The sequence below is a fragment of the Photobacterium jeanii genome (genome assembly GCF_001650345.1).
Classification (GTDB): domain Bacteria; phylum Pseudomonadota; class Gammaproteobacteria; order Enterobacterales; family Vibrionaceae; genus Photobacterium; species Photobacterium jeanii.
This window is the reverse complement of the sequence record NZ_LVHF01000015.1, coordinates 1-17,644: the sequence shown is the minus strand read 5'-3', so window position 1 is coordinate 17,644 and position 17,644 is coordinate 1. Positions and strand designations below refer to the sequence as shown.

The 17,644-nt window shown below is 47.7% G+C and carries 11 protein-coding genes, 6 tRNA genes and 1 rRNA gene; 7 read left to right on the top strand and 11 right to left on the bottom strand.

Translation table 11 applies throughout. From position 1 onward, the window contains the following. Window positions 1–72 precede the first annotated feature (72 nt). From A3K86_RS08175 to A3K86_RS08145, 7 genes are all read right to left on the bottom strand, one after another. Window positions 73–1,632 carry an ABC transporter substrate-binding protein gene (locus A3K86_RS08175; RefSeq protein ID WP_068330383.1) on the bottom strand — a complete coding sequence of 520 codons (1,560 nt, stop codon included), beginning with the start codon at window positions 1,630–1,632 and terminating at the stop codon, window positions 73–75. 108 nt (window positions 1,633–1,740) lie between these two features. Next, window positions 1,741–3,459, bottom strand: coding sequence for a dipeptide ABC transporter ATP-binding protein (locus A3K86_RS08170; protein ID WP_068330381.1), 1,719 nt, complete (start codon window positions 3,457–3,459; stop codon window positions 1,741–1,743). 745 nt (window positions 3,460–4,204) lie between these two features. Next, window positions 4,205–4,281, bottom strand: a tRNA-Pro gene (locus A3K86_RS08165). A gap of 51 nt (window positions 4,282–4,332) precedes the next feature. Continuing rightward, window positions 4,333–4,408 (bottom strand) — tRNA-His (locus tag A3K86_RS08160). A gap of 9 nt (window positions 4,409–4,417) precedes the next feature. Further along, window positions 4,418–4,494 (bottom strand) — tRNA-Pro (locus A3K86_RS08155). 60 nt (window positions 4,495–4,554) lie between these two features. Next, a tRNA-His gene (locus tag A3K86_RS08150) sits at window positions 4,555–4,630 on the bottom strand. A 25-nt stretch (window positions 4,631–4,655) separates the two neighbouring features. Then, window positions 4,656–4,732 (bottom strand) — tRNA-Arg (locus tag A3K86_RS08145). A gap of 287 nt (window positions 4,733–5,019) precedes the next feature. On the opposite strand from A3K86_RS08145, the gene A3K86_RS08140 reads away from it, so the two are divergent. After that, window positions 5,020–5,427 (top strand): c-type cytochrome, encoded by a 408-nt coding sequence (locus A3K86_RS08140; protein WP_068330379.1) that lies wholly within the window; start codon window positions 5,020–5,022, stop codon window positions 5,425–5,427. Between the two features lie 78 nt (window positions 5,428–5,505). Here A3K86_RS08140 and rep read toward each other — a convergent pair whose 3' ends face one another. Next, window positions 5,506–7,521, bottom strand: coding sequence for a DNA helicase Rep (rep, locus tag A3K86_RS08135; protein ID WP_068330377.1), 2,016 nt, complete (start codon window positions 7,519–7,521; stop codon window positions 5,506–5,508). 206 nt (window positions 7,522–7,727) lie between these two features. Between rep and A3K86_RS08130 the strand changes: the two genes are divergently transcribed. From A3K86_RS08130 to ubiK, 4 genes are all read left to right on the top strand, one after another. Further along, window positions 7,728–8,297: a TetR/AcrR family transcriptional regulator gene (locus tag A3K86_RS08130; RefSeq protein WP_068330375.1), complete on the top strand. Its 570-nt coding sequence runs from the start codon at window positions 7,728–7,730 to the stop codon at window positions 8,295–8,297. Between the two features lie 28 nt (window positions 8,298–8,325). Continuing rightward, on the top strand, window positions 8,326–9,432 hold the full coding sequence (locus tag A3K86_RS08125) for an efflux RND transporter periplasmic adaptor subunit (RefSeq protein ID WP_068330373.1): 1,107 nt from the start codon (window positions 8,326–8,328) through the stop codon (window positions 9,430–9,432). Window positions 9,433–9,444: 12 nt separating this feature from the next. Next, a complete protein-coding gene (locus tag A3K86_RS08120) occupies window positions 9,445–12,561 on the top strand; it encodes a multidrug efflux RND transporter permease subunit (protein WP_068330372.1) in 3,117 nt (1,038 codons plus the stop codon). Window positions 12,562–12,692: 131 nt separating this feature from the next. Continuing rightward, on the top strand, window positions 12,693–12,962 hold the full coding sequence (ubiK, locus tag A3K86_RS08115) for a ubiquinone biosynthesis accessory factor UbiK (RefSeq protein ID WP_068330371.1): 270 nt from the start codon (window positions 12,693–12,695) through the stop codon (window positions 12,960–12,962). 217 nt (window positions 12,963–13,179) lie between these two features. On the opposite strand, the gene ilvC is transcribed toward ubiK, so the two are convergent. Then, window positions 13,180–14,664, bottom strand: coding sequence for a ketol-acid reductoisomerase (ilvC, locus tag A3K86_RS08110; RefSeq protein ID WP_068330370.1), 1,485 nt, complete (start codon window positions 14,662–14,664; stop codon window positions 13,180–13,182). A 128-nt stretch (window positions 14,665–14,792) separates the two neighbouring features. Between ilvC and ilvY the strand changes: the two genes are divergently transcribed. Continuing rightward, the gene (gene ilvY / locus A3K86_RS08105) at window positions 14,793–15,665 is read left to right on the top strand and encodes an HTH-type transcriptional activator IlvY (protein ID WP_068330368.1); all 873 of its coding nucleotides are present in this window, start codon (window positions 14,793–14,795) and stop codon (window positions 15,663–15,665) included. A gap of 29 nt (window positions 15,666–15,694) precedes the next feature. Next, window positions 15,695–16,900 (top strand): NAD(P)-binding domain-containing protein, encoded by a 1,206-nt coding sequence (locus A3K86_RS08100; RefSeq protein WP_068330367.1) that lies wholly within the window; start codon window positions 15,695–15,697, stop codon window positions 16,898–16,900. 363 nt (window positions 16,901–17,263) lie between these two features. Here the strand turns inward: A3K86_RS08100 and A3K86_RS08095 are convergent. Continuing rightward, window positions 17,264–17,340: transfer RNA gene (locus tag A3K86_RS08095), tRNA-Asp, on the bottom strand. A 43-nt stretch (window positions 17,341–17,383) separates the two neighbouring features. Continuing rightward, window positions 17,384–17,499: ribosomal RNA gene (gene rrf, locus A3K86_RS08090) — 5S ribosomal RNA — on the bottom strand. Between the last annotated feature and the right edge of the window lie 145 nt (window positions 17,500–17,644).

Genomic DNA, 17,644 nt, shown 5'->3' with positions numbered 1-17,644 from the left:
CGGCAACAGGTCATTCCCACTGAATTGGGCGATGCTAAGCCCACGCTTAACATCGCCACAGTCTTATCGGGGTTACTTCTCTTCTACGACCAAGTCACCAAAGTATGGGAAGTTCATAGCATTCACGATCGGCTTAATGTTCACGTTCGCGCTTGCCCCCCATGCTAGGTTCTGCCAGTGCAGTGGAACAAAAGCAGCCTCGTTATAAAGCGTTGCTTCCACTTGCTGGAGCATCGCTTTACGCTTCGCTGGATCGGTTTCCACGTTAGACGCATTTACCAGCTTGTCGACTTCAGGGTTAGAGTAATGACCACAGTTGTACTGCCCTTTACCTGTCTTCTCATCACGAGTCATGGTGAGGAATTCAGAGAAGTTCGCCGAGTCTTCGGTATCTGAGTGCCAGCCGATCATCATCATGTCTGCCGCACAAACATCAAACTCTGGCCAGTATTGCGCTTTAGGAAGGGTTTTCAGATCCACCTTGATACCGATTTTCGCTAACATAGCAGCAGCGGCTTGCGCCACTTTGGCATCGTTCACATAACGGTTATTTGGTGCCATCATGGTGAGCTTAAAGCCTTTCTCATAACCGGCTTCTTTCATCAGCGCCTTGGCTTTTTTCAGATCGTAACGTGGCACTAGCTCGTCGCTGTAACCTACATACCCATCCGGCCCTTGCTGACCTGCCGCGGTCGCAAAGCCTTTCATGATTTTCTTCACGATCCCTTCGTTATTGATCGCATGCACAATCGCCTGACGCACACGCACATCTTTCAACGCTTCGTTGCTATTTTGGTTCATTTGGAAAGTGATAATACGGGTACCCGGCAGGGTCACCAGATCAACACCTTTGGCATTTTTCACACGGTCATGATCGTTCGGTGCAACAGGCGCAATCATATCGACCCCGCCCGATAGTAAGGCGGCCACACGGGTTGCATCTTCTTTGATCGGCACCAGTGTTAGCTTATCTACGTTACCTTTTGACTCTTTGTCCCAGTAACCATCAAAGCGTTCAAAGTCGACTTTTACGCCTTGCTCACGCGCCGTAACAATAAACGGACCAGTACCAGACACATGCGTTGATGCATAAGAGTTACCGTGCTTCACCAACTCTGCTTTATCTTTGCCGTCCGCGGTTTTACCTGTGTAGAACTTACTATCCATTGGGAAAATGTAGGTCGCAGTTTGTAGTACCAATGGGTAAGCGCCTTTCGATACCAGCTCTACCGTGTAGTCATCGACTTTTTTCAGTTCGGTATAAGGTTCAAAAATCGCTTTAAAGTCAGGTGATTCTTTCAAGCGGTTGAAGGTCCACACCACATCATCGGCAGTTAAGGTATTCCCTGAGTGGAACTTCACGCCTTGGCGCAATTTAAAGCGGAAAGTTTTGTCATCAATACGCTCCCAGCTTTCAGCGAGGCGCGGTTCAAAATCAAAATCTTGGGTATAACGAACCAGTGGGTCAAACACCATGTGAGACAGTTGTAGCGTACCGCCAGACAGTTGCTCATGCGGATCCAGCGACACAGGATCGGCGTCATAAGCCACTTTGATTTCCGCCGCAGCGGCACTAAAACTTAGCCCGGCAGCCATTAATGCGACAGCTAGCTTGGTCTTGATGGTTTTCATTGCATACTCCTTTATGCCGGGAGTGGGTTCTCCCGTTGCTGTTATGTTTGCGGGTTGTGCTTAGCGACAGCAGCGTGGCAATACACCCTCACCACCACTGTCGATGAATTACGCCAGTTTCAATCCTTCTTGGCTCATGCCTTTAAACTCAGGCATCAGTGATATCAGCTGCTTGCTGTATTCATGTTGAGGATTGGTAAAGAGCTGTTCAGTCGGTGCCACTTCTAACAGAGTGCCTTTTTGCATCACGCCTATGCGGTCACACATTTGACGGATGACAGGTAAGTCGTGACTGATAAACAACATGGTCAGATTCAGCTCGTCTTGCAGATCTTTGAGTAAGTTGAGGATTTGCGCTTGTACCGATACATCAAGCGCCGAGGTTGGTTCATCACAAATCAATAATCGTGGGCGGGTTGCTAAGGCGCGAGCAATCGAAATGCGCTGGCGCTGACCACCAGAAAACTCATGGGGATATTTCACACTCGCAGCTTTACCTAGCCCGACGTGATCCAATAAGTCATTCACGATTTGACGGGTTTGCGCTTCATTTTCAGTAAGTTGGTGGAAACGAATCGGCTCGGCGATGATATCCATGATTTTCATTCTAGGGTTCATCGACGAATACGGATTTTGGAAAACCATTTGCATCTGACGGCGAAGCGGACGACGCTCCTTCTCATTCTTGAGCGCGGTTAAGTCGATACCTTCAAACACCACTTTACCCGAATTGGGTGGGTATAAGCCGGCAATAACCCGCGCAATGGTCGATTTCCCCGAGCCAGATTCGCCAACTAAACCAAAGGTTTCCCCTTCGGTGATCGAGAAGCTGACATCGTTTGAGGCTTGTACGTACTCACGACGGCTTTCAAAAAAAGAATCTTTGGTGACAAAGCGCAGATTTACATTTTCTACCTGCAACAAATCACCAGAGTAGCTGCGTTGATCTTCACTTTGCCCCAGCCAGTGGTTCTTCACATCGAGCTGAGTCATTTCCTGCGCTTCCTCGATATAGTTCACCAAAGGAAAACGCTCCAGTTTGATATCCGAGCGGGGTACGGCGGAAATCAAACTCTGGGTATAAGGATGGTTAGGCTGCCCTAATACTTGCGCTGTGGTGCCAATTTCCACCAAATCACCGCGGTACATTACCGCTACCCGATCGGTGACATTGGCCACGACCCCCATATCATGGGTGACCAGCATACAGCCGACATTTTTCTTAATACACAACTCGCGGATCAGCGTCAGAATTTGATCCTGAATCGAAACATCGAGCGCCGTGGTCGGCTCATCGGCGATGATCAGATCAGGCTCACCCGACAACGCAATCGCGATCACCACACGTTGGCGCATCCCGCCAGAAAACTGATGCGGGTACTGCTTAATGCGCAGCTCAGGCTCTGGGATCCCAACTTGCTCCATCAGGTTTAAAGCACGCTGATAAGCTTGCTGCGGAGTAACATCAAGATTGGTTAAGATGGTTTCGGTCAGCTGCTGCTCGACCGTAAATAGAGGATTAAGCGAGGTCATTGGGTCTTGGAAAATAAACCCGATTTTCGAGCCGCGCACTCGTCGCATCGCTTCCGTGCCTAGCCCGGAGATTTTTTCCCCGTCTAAATAGACATCACCGCTGGCAATTTGCCCTGGCGGGCTTAATAAATCGATCACCGCATTGCCGACCGTCGACTTACCTGCGCCGGACTCGCCCACCACACCTACAATTTCGCCACGCTCGATTGAAAACGACAGCGATTTCACCGCAGCATGGATACCATGTCGCGATGGATATTCGATACGAAGATTTTTTACTTCTAATAACGCCATTACCAGACCCCAACTGCTTGGCAGCCTTCTGCCCTGTCTGAAAAATTGAATCCATTCACTTTCAGCACAAATAGCTGAATAATCGTACGCCTGACAATCTGGCAAATATTTCACAAAAAATCAACAAAATAAGCAAAAAAACCAATCACCGCTTATTTCATCGAATAAATAATCAATATTTAGTCAGTTCCAACTGTGATTTGAAAATAATACCCACCCACAACAAACCTCACCAAATCAAGCCAAGTCAGCATTTCACACTATCCGCACCACGATTTAAGAACCCATGATTATGCATAAATATAATCAACACCACAATTGACCATTAACATAAAATAAACATCATATTGGTTTCGGTGTGTTTACTAGTTGATTAACTATGCAGTTTTATTATTGACCATACAAAAGATCAGGTTAAATCCATAAAGGCAGTGGATCGCACTAGGGTACTTATCATTATTTGCGGCCAAGATAGCCAACCAAGGCGAATAAAGAAAAAGCAAAAAGAAGAACAAGAAGAGATAAGAGATAAGAGATAAGAGATAAAGGTAGCGCATCACTGTCGCGATTAATTTACTATTTCGTTCTAACTAAGCGCCGCTCAGTAAAATACTACACCGCTGAAACGAAAAAAGCCTCGTCGTTAGACGAGGCTTTCGAATNCGTTCTAACTAAGCGCCGCTCAGTAAAATACTACACCGCTGAAACGAAAAAAGCCTCGTCGTTAGACGAGGCTTTCGAATGGTGGTCGGTGAAGAGGGATTCGAACCCCCGACCCTCTGGTCCCAAACCAGATGCGCTACCAAGCTGCGCTATTCACCGAGCAAGTTTTAGGCTTTTATCGCCAAGGAAATGAAAACATTACCTAAATAATGGGGTGGCTAACGGGATTTGAACCCGCGACAACCGGAATCACAATCCGGGACTCTACCAACTGAGCTATAGCCACCATTGTTAGTGGTCGGTGAAGAGGGATTCGAACCCCCGACCCTCTGGTCCCAAACCAGATGCGCTACCAAGCTGCGCTATTCACCGACAAATCTTGCTGTTGCCTTTCGGCGTGAAAACCGACAATACTGTCCATTTTCTAATATATGGGGTGGCTAACGGGATTTGAACCCGCGACAACCGGAATCACAATCCGGGACTCTACCAACTGAGCTATAGCCACCATTGTTACCAATTTTTTATCCGGATGGTGCGCCCGAAAGGATTCGAACCTTCGACCTTTGGCTCCGGAGGCCAACGCTCTATCCAGCTGAGCTACGGGCGCCTTGCCCTATCGGCGGAGCTGAATATTACGGATATGCCCCTCCTACGTCTAGTCTTTTTTTAAAAAAATTTCTTGTTTGCTGTAAATATAGTCAAACAAGGGTTGATTCGTATCATACAAACGCAGCTCGCTAGTTTCACAGTACAACTTTAAGGGATATAATCACTTAGTTGTTACAATTAAAACATTTTGTACATAATCATTGCCTTGTCTCAACAGTACGATTAAAAAAATTCACGTAAGCGGCTGTGGCAATCACAATAATCTGGAAGTGTAAGGTGAGCTCAATGGAATTATCTCTTCGACAACTCATGGTTGCTGCCATCGCAGCAGTTAGCGTTGCCGGCTCAGCAATGGCGGCTGATATGTCAGACGAGGCCATTGCCGAGCGTATCAAACCGGTTGGTGGTGTGTATTTAGAGGGCGATGCTCCTGTCGTCGCAGCCAATGCTGGTCCACGCGATGGGGCGACAGTCTACGGCACCTTCTGTATCGCCTGTCACGGCACTGGCGTGATGAGCGCGCCAAAACTTAAAGACGCAGCCGATTGGGCACCTCGATTAACGAAAGGGATGGATGTGTTAACCGACCACGCGGTTAACGGTTTTAATGCCATGCCAGCCAAAGGTTCATGCATGGACTGTAGCGATGATGAGATCGTGGCAGCCATCAACCATATGATTGAAGGTCTCTAGACCTCCAAGTCAACAAAAAGGGCAGATACTTCGATGAGTATCTGCCCTTTCTTTTTATCTACATCTAACTTGCGAGCGTTATTTCTTAAACATCGCTCTTAGGTTTGCAATATGAGCTTGGCCTTTTTGCATTCGCTCTTGTTGTGTGACTGGCGGTTTGTCTCGTTCCCACTGCAAATCATCTTGTGGCAGTTCATACAAGAAACGGCTCGGCTCAGGCTTGATTAGCTCACCATACTGGCGACGTTCTTTACATAATGTAAAGGTCAGCTCACGCTGGGCACGGGTAATACCAACATAAGCCAAACGACGCTCTTCTTCGACATTATCTTCATCGATACTGGTTTGGTGCGGCAAAATCCCTTCTTCTGCCCCCACTAAGTACACATAAGGGAATTCCAAACCTTTCGATGCGTGCAATGTCATCAATTGAACTTGATCGGCATCGTCATCGTCTTCACCGCGTTCCATCATGTCACGTAGGGTTAAGCGCTGAACCACTTCTTTCAGGGTTTTCACTTCCTGATCGTAGTTATCGCCTTCTAAATCCGCAGTGATCCAACTGTACAAGTCAGACACGTTCTTCATCCGCATCTCTGCCGCTTTCGGGCTTGGTGAGCTCTCGTACAGCCAGTCTTCGTAGTTAATATCACGGATCATCTGACGCACAGCCGCAACCGTATCACCACGCTCGGCGTTATCTGCCAATTCCACCACCCAACGGGTAAAGCGCTGCAGCGCTTCCAAGCCACGTCCGGTGAGGTGTTGCTCTAGCCCAAGCTCAAAGCTGGCAGCAAACAAACTCTTACCTCGCATGTTGGCGTAGGTACCCAACTTCTCTAGCGTCACCGGACCAATTTCACGACGTGGCGTGTTGACGACTCGTAGAAACGCATTGTCATCGTCTTGGTTGGTCAGCAAGCGCAGGTACGCCATGATGTCTTTGATTTCCGCTCGAGCAAAGAACGAGGTCCCGCCCGAGATTTTGTACGGGATCCGGTTTTGCATCAGGGCTTTTTCAAACAAGCGCGATTGATGGTTACCGCGATACAAAATGGAATAGTCTTTGTAATCGGTTTTATTCAAAAAGCGATGGGCAATCAGCTCACCAACCACTTTCTCTGCTTCGTGCTCTTCGTTCTTCGCCGTAATGACTTTCAGCAACTCACCATCAGGGATTTCCGAGAACAGGGTTTTCTCAAAAATATGGGGGTTATTGGCAATCAAGATGTTGGCGGTACGCAAAATACGGCTGGTAGAGCGGTAATTCTGCTCTAGCTTGATCACGCGTAAGGCTGGGAAGTCTTTTTGCAGCAGCACCAAGTTCTCTGGCTGGGCGCCACGCCATGAATAAATCGACTGATCGTCATCCCCTACCACAGTAAAGCGTGAACGCTCACCCACCAGCAATTTCACAAAGATGTACTGGCTGGTGTTGGTATCTTGGTATTCGTCCACCAGCAGGTAGCGGATCTTATTCTGCCAACGCTCGCGTACTTCTTGGTTATCGCGCAACAAGAGCACTGGCATCAAAATCAAATCATCAAAATCGAGCGCGTTGTACGCTTTCATTTGGCGCTGGTACATTTCATAGCAGTGCGCAAATAGCTGATCACGCTCGCTACGCGCCTGAGCTTTCGCCGCTGCTGGCGATAGCATGTCGTTCTTCCAATTAGAAATACAACTGAGCAACTGCTTGAGCAGATCTTTATCGCCGTCGATCTCCGCTTCGGTCAGCTCTTTAAGGAGTGCCATCTGATCTTGATCGTCAAACAGCGAAAAGCCCGCTTTGATCCCCAGCGCTTTATATTCACGACGAATAATATTAAGACCCAAGGTATGGAAGGTCGAAACCATCAAACCTTTGGCTTCTTTTTTACCTAGCGTTTGCCCTAAACGCTCTTTCATTTCACGCGCTGCTTTGTTGGTAAAGGTTAACGCGGCGATATTGCGTGCCTTATGACCACATACCTGAACTAAGTAGGCAATTTTATTGGTAATTACACGGGTTTTACCTGAGCCCGCCCCCGCTAATACCAGGCATGGTCCGGAGATATAATTAACTGCTTCTGTTTGCCGTGGGTTCAGTTTCATAGGTCTATCCTAAATGGTCGAAGTTCGCACCTGCTGACGCGCATTTTAACCGTTGTCACCGGTCTCGCAAGTCGTCAGCCACGCACTGTATCATTTTCTCCATTTTGACGAATTAAAATGCTTGCACTTGGACGATCTCTATCTACAATATCGAATGAACATTCATTCATTATTTTTATTTACAACCTTTCACATCCAATTTGCCAATGAGTGATAAAAAAGAACGCATATTACAAGCAACTGAGAAGCTGCTCGCAGAGTACGGCTTTCACGGCTTATCGATGCAAATGGTTGCTAAAGAAGCCCGTGTAGCGGCAGGTACAATCTATCGATACTTCGAAGATAAAGACGACCTGCTTTATCAACTGCATGATCACATCTTAGGGTATGTTGCCAATAAGTTAACAGCTAATGTTAACGATGAGATGCCGATCGAGCAGCAGTTTCGCACCATGTGGCTCAATATCTGGAACATGGCCATCAACGGCGATGCTCCTTTGATTAATCGCGGACAATTCGAAAATCTACCTCGTCGTAATAGCCAAGAGCAGCGACGACTAGAAAAGACAATGTTTGCGAAGGTCGACACCATGTTTAACCAAGGGAAAGCTGACGGTGTGTTCAAAGATCTCGATAACGAAATCTTGAGTGCTCTTGGGCTAGAACCGAGCGCCTGCCTAGCGCGTAAACATGTTAACGGTGTTTATGCAGTCGACGATGAGGCTTTAAATGCCACCATCGACGCCTGCTGGGACGCCATTATCAAGCATAAATAAACTCTTATAATCCGGAGCACACCATAAAATGAAAAAATGGATAGTGATGCTATTAATCGCAGTCCTGCTGTTCGGTACTGTGATTGGCTTCAATCTGTTCAAACAACAGAAGATAGCAGAATACATGGCGAATATGCCTGAACCTGAATTTCCTGTGACTGTAGAAGATACTCAGCCAGCAGATTGGGTGCCAGCCATTGAAGCTATTGGTTTCATTGAGCCAAACCAAGGTGTCACCATTACATCGGAAGTATCAGGTGTGATTCAGAGCATCGACTTTGAATCAGGTGCCAACGTGAAAAAAGACCAGCTCCTAGTCGTGCTGGACTCTGACGTTGAAAAAGCAAACCTGAAAAGTAAAGAAGCACGCCTACCGGCAGCGAAAGCAAAATACGTTCGCTACCAAGGTCTTTACAAAAAAGGCTCTATTTCAAAAGAAGCTTACGACGATGCTGAAGCGGCTTACTTCTCGTTAGTTGCCGATATCGAAAGCCAAAAAGCAACGATCGACCGTCGCCATATCAAGGCGCCATTCGACGGTGCGGTAGGTCTTCGTAACGTATTCTTGGGCCAATACATTCAACCAAGCACAGATATCGTTCGCCTAGAAGACACCTCACTGATGAAACTACGTTTCACTGTGCCGCAAACCGATATCTCTGATATCCACCTAGGTCAGAAAATCGAAATCTTTGTTGACGCGTACCCTGAAACGGCTTTCGACGGTCAAATCAGTGCGATTGAACCAGCAGTTAACTACCAATCAGGTCTGATCCAAGTACAAGCTGACATCCCGAATAACGACGGTCGTCTACGTAGCGGTATGTTTGCGCGTGCGCACATCATTCTGCCAACGCTAGAAAACCAAATCATCCTGCCACAGACCGCGATCACCTACACCTTGTACGGTGATAACGTGTACCTAGTGAACAAAGATGAAAACGGTAACCTACGTGTACGTCAATCTGTTGTTAAAGTTGGCGAGCGTAAAGGGGACGTTGTGCACGTACTAAGTGGCGTGCAAGCAGGCGACCGCGTGGTGACATCTGGTCAAGTGCGTTTGAGTAACGACGCTAAAGTGCGCATCGTTGAAAGCGATGTACTGAACGCGCCAGCTGAAACACCGATGCTGTAATCCGGAGGATTAATGCGTTTTACTGATGTTTTTATTAAACGTCCTGTTCTAGCGGTTTCAATCAGCTTTCTGATTGCCCTGCTCGGCCTGCAAGCTATCTTCAAGATGCAGGTACGAGAATACCCGAACATGACCAACACTGTAGTAACGGTTTCGACCAGTTACTACGGTGCAAGTGCTGACTTGATCCAAGGCTTTATTACTCAGCCTTTGGAACAAGCGGTAGCACAAGCCGATAATATCGACTTTATGACTTCGTCGTCGGTACTGGGTAAATCTACCATTACCGTGACCATGAAGCTGAACACCGACCCGAACGCGGCGCTGGCAGACATTCTTGCCAAAACCAACTCGGTACGTTCACAGCTACCAAAAGAGTCTGAAGACCCGACGGTAACCATGTCGACCGGTTCAACGACGGCGGTAATGTACATTGGTTTCACCAGTGATGAGCTGGCATCGAGCCAAATTACCGACTACCTTGAGCGTGTGATCAACCCGCAGCTGTTCACAGTTAACGGTGTATCTAAAGTTGACCTTTACGGTGGTATGAAATACGCCCTACGCGTATGGCTAGATCCAGCAAAAATGGCAGCGTACAAGCTATCTGCGACCGATGTGATGCAGGTGCTGAATGCTAACAACTATCAGTCGGCAACTGGTCAATCGACAGGTGAATTCGTACTGTACAACGGTACGGCGGACACCCAAGTTAGCAACACTGATGAGCTAAAACAGCTGGTTGTATCAACCAAAAAAGGTCAAGTGATCCGTCTTGGCGATATCGCTAAGGTAACGCTTGAGAAGAGTCACGATGTTTACCGTGCTTCGGCAAACGGTGAAGAAGCCGTGGTTGCTGCGATTAACGCCGCGCCAAGTGCTAACCCAATCAACATCGCTGCAGACGTGATGGAACTCTTGCCACAGTTGGAGAAAAACCTTCCAACCAACATCAAGATGAACATCATGTACGACTCCACCATTGCGATTAACGAGTCGATCAACGAGGTAATTAAAACCATCGCTGAAGCGGCACTGATCGTATTGGTGGTGATCACACTGTTCTTGGGCTCTTTCCGTGCGGTAATCATTCCAATCGTGACTATCCCGCTATCACTGATTGGTGTAGCCATGGTGATGCAGGCGTTTGGTTTCTCTTGGAACCTGATGACCCTGCTGGCAATGGTATTGGCAATCGGTCTGGTAGTAGATGATGCGATCGTGGTACTGGAAAACGTCGACCGTCACATCAAGCTGGGTGAGTCACCATTCCGCGCTGCCATTATTGGTACACGAGAAATCGCAGTACCGGTAATTGCAATGACCCTAACGCTAGGTGCGGTATACGCGCCAATCGCGATGATGGGTGGTATTACCGGCTCGCTGTTTAAAGAATTCGCCTTAACCCTAGCGGGTTCAGTATTTGTATCGGGCATCGTGGCACTAACCCTGTCACCAATGATGTGTTCGAAAATGCTGAAAGCTAACGAGAAACCAAGCAAATTCGAAACGTCAGTTCATAACTTCCTTGACCGCATGACAGCGCGTTACGAGAAGATGCTGGGCGGCGTGATGAAGATGCGCCCAGTGGTGATTACTCTAGCTGTGATCGTCTTTGCCGCTCTGCCAGTGCTATTTAAGTTCATTCCAAGTGAACTAGCGCCTGCAGAAGATAAAGGCGTACTGGTTATGATGGGTACTGCGCCATCGAACGCAAACTTGGATTACATCGAAAACACCATGGCGAAAGTCAACGGCATGCTGACTGACCAAGACGAAGTGGCGTTTGCACAGGTATTCTCTGGTGTACCTAACTCGAACCAAGCGTTTGGTATCGCCTCTATGGTGCCGTGGAGCGAGCGTGAAGCAAGTCAGGCTGAAATCGTTAAGCGTGTAACCGGTTTGGTGAAAGACATTCCTGAAATGGCAGTAACGGCATTCCAGATGCCAGAGCTACCAGGTGCAGGTTCAGGTCTACCAATCCAGTTCGTTATCACCACCCCGAACCATTTCGAGAGCCTATTCCAAGTGGCAACCGATATTTTGGGTGCAGTGAAAAGCAACTCGATGTTCGTCTACTCAGACTTGGATCTGAACTACGACTCGGCAACCATGAAAATCCGTATCGATAAAGACAAAGCCGGTGCATACGGTGTGACCATGCAAGACATTGGTATCACGCTAAGTACTATGATGGCGGACGGTTACGTTAACCGTATCGACCTCAATGGCCGCTCTTACGAGGTGATCCCACAGGTTGAGCGTAAGTACCGCTTGAACCCAGAAGCGATCAAGGGTTACTACGTACGCGCTGCTGACGGTAATGCGATCCCACTAGGTAGTTTGATCACCATTGATGTTGTGGCTGAGCCTCGCTCACTACCACACTTCAACCAGTTAAACTCAGCAACCATTGGTGCGGTTCCTGCACCGGGTACTGCAATGGGTGATGCGATCAACTGGTTTGAAACCACAGCGGCGCAGAAACTGCCGTCGGGTTACCAATACGACTTTATGGGCGCGTCTCGTCAGTTCGTAACCGAAGGTAATGCTCTGTTCACAACCTTCCTACTGGCGCTAGCTATCATCTTCTTGGTACTGGCGATCCAGTTCGAATCGGTACGTGACCCGCTGGTTATCATGGTATCGGTACCACTGGCGATTTGTGGTGCTTTGATTGCCCTGGCATGGGGCGCCGCCTCGATGAACATTTACTCGCAGGTTGGTTTGATCACCCTTATCGGTCTGATCACCAAGCACGGTATCTTGATCTGTGAGGTAGCGAAAGAAGAGCAGTTGCATCATCAGAAAGACCGTATGGCAGCAGTAATGGAAGCGGCGAAAGTTCGTCTGCGTCCTATCCTGATGACAACGGCTGCGATGATTGCAGGTCTGATCCCACTGCTATACGCAACGGGTGCAGGTGCAGCGCAGCGCTTCAGTATCGGTATTGTTATCGTTGCTGGTCTTGCGATTGGTACTATCTTTACCCTGTTCGTACTGCCAGTGATTTACACCTACCTTGCTAGTGTGCATAAGCCACTGCCAATCTTTGTCGAGGACAAAGACTTGGAAAAGTTGAAGCGCGCGGATGAAGCGCGCAACGCGTTAAAATCTCGCGATTGCTAATGCAGTCCTAGCAAATAAAGAGGTCGCCTTGTGCGACCTCTTTTATTTTCGCGATTCCCCCACGACAATCCGTCGTGCTTTGCATAGAATGACCACAATACAGATTTAAGTCGCCACGGAGTCTCATCGCTATGTTCGATCCAAAGAAACTAGAACAAGTTGCAAAACAAATTCATGAATCTATGCCTCAGCCAGTTAAAGAGCTCGGTAACGACGTTGAACAAAAAGTTCGCCAAGTTATCCAAGCACAACTAGGTAAACTGGATGTGGTTAACCGCGAAGAATTCGATGTACAAACCCAAGTGCTACTTCGCACCCGTCAAAAACTGGCGGAAATGGAACAAAAGCTAGCAGAGCTAGAAGCTAAGCTATCTGATAAAGCAGAAGACAAAGACGCATAATTCGCGCTTCTCTTCCCCAAAAACACAAAAGGCTTGGTCTGAGACCAAGCCTTTTTTATTCATAGTCCCGTCCTGAACCTAAAAGCAGTTTGTACGGGATCAATAATCGGAAAATGTAATTACGTCGGGATAACGCTTTAATTCAAGAAGAAGGCGCGCAGTTTACGAATGTAAATGAGCACCTTCGACGCAGAAGTAAAACGTTAGACCCAGTAATTTAGCCGCCCACCGCGATACGCTTCATATCTGTCATATACCCACGTAGCTCTTGACCAATCCACTCAACCGGATGAGTACGTAGCGCCTCATTCACATCGATCAAGATTTGGTTATCTACTTGATTACTGGTTTCACCCAAACCTTTACCAATTACATCGGTATCCACATTTGGCATGAACTTCTCACGCAGCAATGGAGTCGCTACGTTAGCAAATAGGTAGTTTCCGTATTCTGCGGTATCTGAAATCACCACATTCATTTCATATAGACGCTTACGCGCAATGGTATTGGCGATCAACGGTAGCTCGTGTAGCGATTCGTAGTAGGCTGACTCTTCAATGATGCCTGACGCTGTCATGGCTTCAAACGCCAATTCCACCCCTGCGCGCACCATGGCAACCATTAGAATGCCGTTATCAAAGTATTCTTGCTCAGCGATCTCAATGTCTGACTCAGGGTAATTCTCAAAAGCTGTTTCTGCAGTCTCAGCGCGCCAACCAAGTAACTCGGCATCATCATTGGCCCAGTCAGCCATCATGGTTGATGAGAAGTGACCTGTGATAATGTCATCCATGTGTTTGTTGTACAGCGGGCGTAGCAGCTCTTTTAGCTCTTCTGATAGCTCAAAAGCCTTCACTTTGGCAGGATTCGATAGGCGATCCATCATATGGGTGATACCACCGAACTTCAGCGCTTCAGTAATAGTTTCCCAGCCGTATTGCAGTAGCTTGCCGGCATACGCAGGTTCAAGACCGTCAGCAACCATCTTCTCGTAACACACGATAGAGCCCGCTTGTAGCATGCCACACAAAATGGTTTGCTCACCCATTAGATCCGATTTCACTTCCGCGACAAACGACGACTCTAAGCAACCCGCACGATGACCGCCAGTTGCTGCTGCCCAAGCTTTCGCAATATCTAGCCCGTCGCCTTGTGGATCGTTTTCTGGGTGAACCGCAATCAAAGTCGGCACCCCGAAGCCACGTTTATATTCTTCACGTACTTCCGTTCCAGGACATTTCGGTGCCACCATCACTACCGTCAAGTCTGGGCGGATCTGCATTCCTTCTTCAACAATATTAAAACCGTGTGAATAGCCCAGCGCAGCACCTTGCTTCATTAATGGCATTACAGTTTCAACCACATTGGTATGCTGTTTGTCCGGCGTTAGGTTCACCACCAAATCCGCTTGTGGGATCAGGGTTTCATAGCTACCCACCTCAAAACCATTTTCTTTAGCATTCTTGTACGACTGGCGCTGCTCGTCGATAGCCGCCTGACGCAGTGCGTATGACACATCCAAACCAGAATCACGCATGTTTAAACCTTGGTTCAAGCCTTGCGCACCACAACCTACAATCACCACTTTCTTGCCTTTTAGGTAATCTGCTTCAGTGGCAAACTCCGCGCGATCCATAAAGCGACAGCGTCCAAGCTGATCCAATTGCTGACGTAGGTTTAAGGTATTGAAATAATTAGCCATAACACAACTCCGTGAGTACTTATCCTTGGGTCGACATCAGTGTCGAATACTTCGATAGTAGATCAGGTGTTTTGTTGCTCAAAGTGATATATTCACAATAACTTATTGCAAAAAGTGCAACATGGACGATGAACATTAAGAATTTGCAGTTTTTCCTGCACCTGTGCGATTCCAAAAACTTTAGCCACACCGCGCAAGCCATGCATATCAGCCCATCAGCGCTGAGTCGGATCATCCAACGCCTAGAAGAAGACATTGGCCATCCTCTGTTTATTCGAGACAACCGCAGCGTTGAACTCACCACCTTCGGCAAAAAATTGCTGCCTGTCGCAGCGAATATCGTGGGTCAGTGGCAAGAGCTTAAAAGCCAGCTCAAGCAAAACCACCAACAACTGCAAGGCAAACTCAAAGTCTTTTGCTCAGTCACCGCAAGCTATAGCCATTTACCGCAGATTTTGCAGGAATTTCGGCAACACTATCCACAGATCGAAATTCAACTGATTACTGGTGATCCTGCACAAGCTATTGAGAAAGTCACAGCCGACGAAGTCGATATTGCTATTGCTGCGCAACCGAGCCAACAAAGCAAAAAGCTCACGTTTATCGAAATCGATAAAGTATCACTATCGGTGATCACGCCACTGATTGCCCCACCATCACTGCAAAAAGCCCTCACTAGTCCGCTTGACTGGCAATCCTTACCTTTCATATTGCCTGAATCCGGACCTGCGCGAGAACGTGCTGATAAGTGGTTGAAAGAGAAAAAGATAAAACCAAACATCTATGCACAAATAGCTGGACACGAAGCCATAGTAAGCATGGTAGCATTAGGCTGCGGGATAGGAATTGCTCCCGATGTCGTGATCGACAACAGCCCAATGGGCGACAAAGTACAGCGGCACCACAACGAAAACATTCAGCCGCTCAAGCTGGGACTGTGCTGTAAGCAAAGTCGTCAGCAAGAACCCTTACTCCATGCATTATTAACGTTGTTCAAGTGAACATTCGCGAGGCAACAAGGAACTCAGTCATGCCAAGCCCTATATTAACCCACAGCTATTACTCCGATTTTTTTGCCAACAAAGGCTATGCTTTCCTCAAAAAGATGGCCAGTGACTATCAACCACCACAGGAACTGGTGATTTTTTCGGTAATGCACTGTTATGAAGGCTCTCTCCCTTATATCAATGTGCTTGCCGAACTCGGCAGTAAGCTGGTTTTCATCCCTAAAAGTGCAACTGCCGAGCAAAATCAGGGGCTCAAAGAAACAATTGAAACGATTCCTAACTGTGAGATTGTTGCGCCGCAATTTAATAAACAAAGCCTGCGCGACCCCGCCACAGCTGAAGCGCTGATCCGCCAGTCAATCGGAGCTGATAGTCAGTTTCTGATTTTAGATCACGGTGGATACTTTTCTCACACCATAGAACATCTGTCGCAAGTGTTTGCCGAACAATGTGTCGGTATCACAGAGCTCACCGCCAACGGCCTGTATAAATACCTCAATAAATCCTTCACTAAGCCCTTAGTGACCGTCTCCCACCTCAGTATCAAAGCTCCCGCCGACTACGAAGCCTCAGAATGTATCGTCCACTATTCCGATCAGATCTTACGTGAAGAGTTTGGGTTGAAGATCAATAACGATGAATTCTTAAAAGTGGGGGTAATTGGAGCAGGTAACTTAGGTCGTGGGGTGATCCAGTATTTGAAAGGAAAAGGGATCAGCTGCATTCAAGTTGCCGATATTGACCCTCGTAAGCTCACTCAATTCCCACGAAATGGAGTGCAAGTCAGCTCGTTAGAGCGATTGGTGAAACAGTGCAATATGCTCTTTTGCTGTACTGGTAACGGTGCGTTATCGGAGGTCTTACTCGATAGCTTGGATAAAAGCGTGTTTATCGCCACCGTGACCTCAGCAGATGATGAGCTGAGGTTACCTGAGCTAATTGCCAATGGCGCACTCGTTGAAGTAGGCGGCCATCAATTAGTACGTGAATACCATACACGTAACGGTCACAGCTTGTTCTTACTCGCTGGCGGAGAGTCAGCTAACACCCCATTTAAGACAGGAATGGGCGACCCAACACTGTACTTGTTTGAAGCTGCTCACATGTTAGCAGGGCTACAATTACTCGAGGATCCAAGTCGTTTTAAAGCAGGAGTTCAAGCGTTGAGTGAAAAAGACGAGATAATGATTGCAGAACGCTGGCTGAACCATTTTTATAACTACGGATAAGCTCAACCATTACTATTTTGAAAGCCCGCGTCAGCGGGCTTTTTAACGCTCTTTGGTACGCCACTTATTTAGGGCAGAACAATAGAAAGTATCCATTCTTGTGACTCTTTATTGAAGAATCGTTACGAAACGACAAATGCAAAAAAGCCCTGCATTACTAGCAGGGCTTTCGAAGAAGTGGCGGAGCGGGCGGGACTTTATATAAATAAACTGCCACACCGACAATCAGCGCGCCCTTCGACGTGACAGGCCGCTGCCTTCAAGGTAAAAAGGCTAACCCACTGAACAACCGCTTCCAATCCATGGTTAACCAAAATACAAACGTAAAAAAGCCCGAGTCTTTCGACTCGGGCTTAGTATAAGTGGCGGAGCGGACGGGACTCGAACCCGCGACCCCCGGCGTGACAGGCCGGTATTCTAACCAACTGAACTACCGCTCCACTCAGAGTTAACGTTCGTTCACAACGCTAATCTAAATTGGAAGCCTGGCGATGTCCTACTCTCACATGGGGAAGCCCCACACTACCATCGGCGCTATTACGTTTCACTACTGAGTTCGGCATGGGATCAGGTGGGTCCATAATGCTATGGTCGCCAAGCAAATTCTGTTTATCTACCGCCGCAGCAGTAAATAGCAATCTGGGAAAGTAAACTAGTATCTCAACACTCATTCAAGTGCTCATGGAGTCCATAAAAACCCCTTGGGTGTTGTATGGTTAAGCCTCACGGGCAATTAGTACAGGT

Coding starts and splice junctions, on each gene's coding strand:
- A3K86_RS08175 (WP_068330383.1), bottom strand. CDS start 1,632: ATGAAAACCATCAAGACCAAGCTAGCTGTCGCATTAATGGCTGCCGGG.
- A3K86_RS08170 (WP_068330381.1), bottom strand. CDS start 3,459: ATGGCGTTATTAGAAGTAAAAAATCTTCGTATCGAATATCCATCGCGA.
- A3K86_RS08140 (WP_068330379.1), top strand. CDS start 5,020: ATGGAATTATCTCTTCGACAACTCATGGTTGCTGCCATCGCAGCAGTT.
- rep (WP_068330377.1), bottom strand. CDS start 7,521: ATGAAACTGAACCCACGGCAAACAGAAGCAGTTAATTATATCTCCGGA.
- A3K86_RS08130 (WP_068330375.1), top strand. CDS start 7,728: ATGAGTGATAAAAAAGAACGCATATTACAAGCAACTGAGAAGCTGCTC.
- A3K86_RS08125 (WP_068330373.1), top strand. CDS start 8,326: ATGAAAAAATGGATAGTGATGCTATTAATCGCAGTCCTGCTGTTCGGT.
- A3K86_RS08120 (WP_068330372.1), top strand. CDS start 9,445: ATGCGTTTTACTGATGTTTTTATTAAACGTCCTGTTCTAGCGGTTTCA.
- ubiK (WP_068330371.1), top strand. CDS start 12,693: ATGTTCGATCCAAAGAAACTAGAACAAGTTGCAAAACAAATTCATGAA.
- ilvC (WP_068330370.1), bottom strand. CDS start 14,664: ATGGCTAATTATTTCAATACCTTAAACCTACGTCAGCAATTGGATCAG.
- ilvY (WP_068330368.1), top strand. CDS start 14,793: ATGAACATTAAGAATTTGCAGTTTTTCCTGCACCTGTGCGATTCCAAA.
- A3K86_RS08100 (WP_068330367.1), top strand. CDS start 15,695: ATGCCAAGCCCTATATTAACCCACAGCTATTACTCCGATTTTTTTGCC.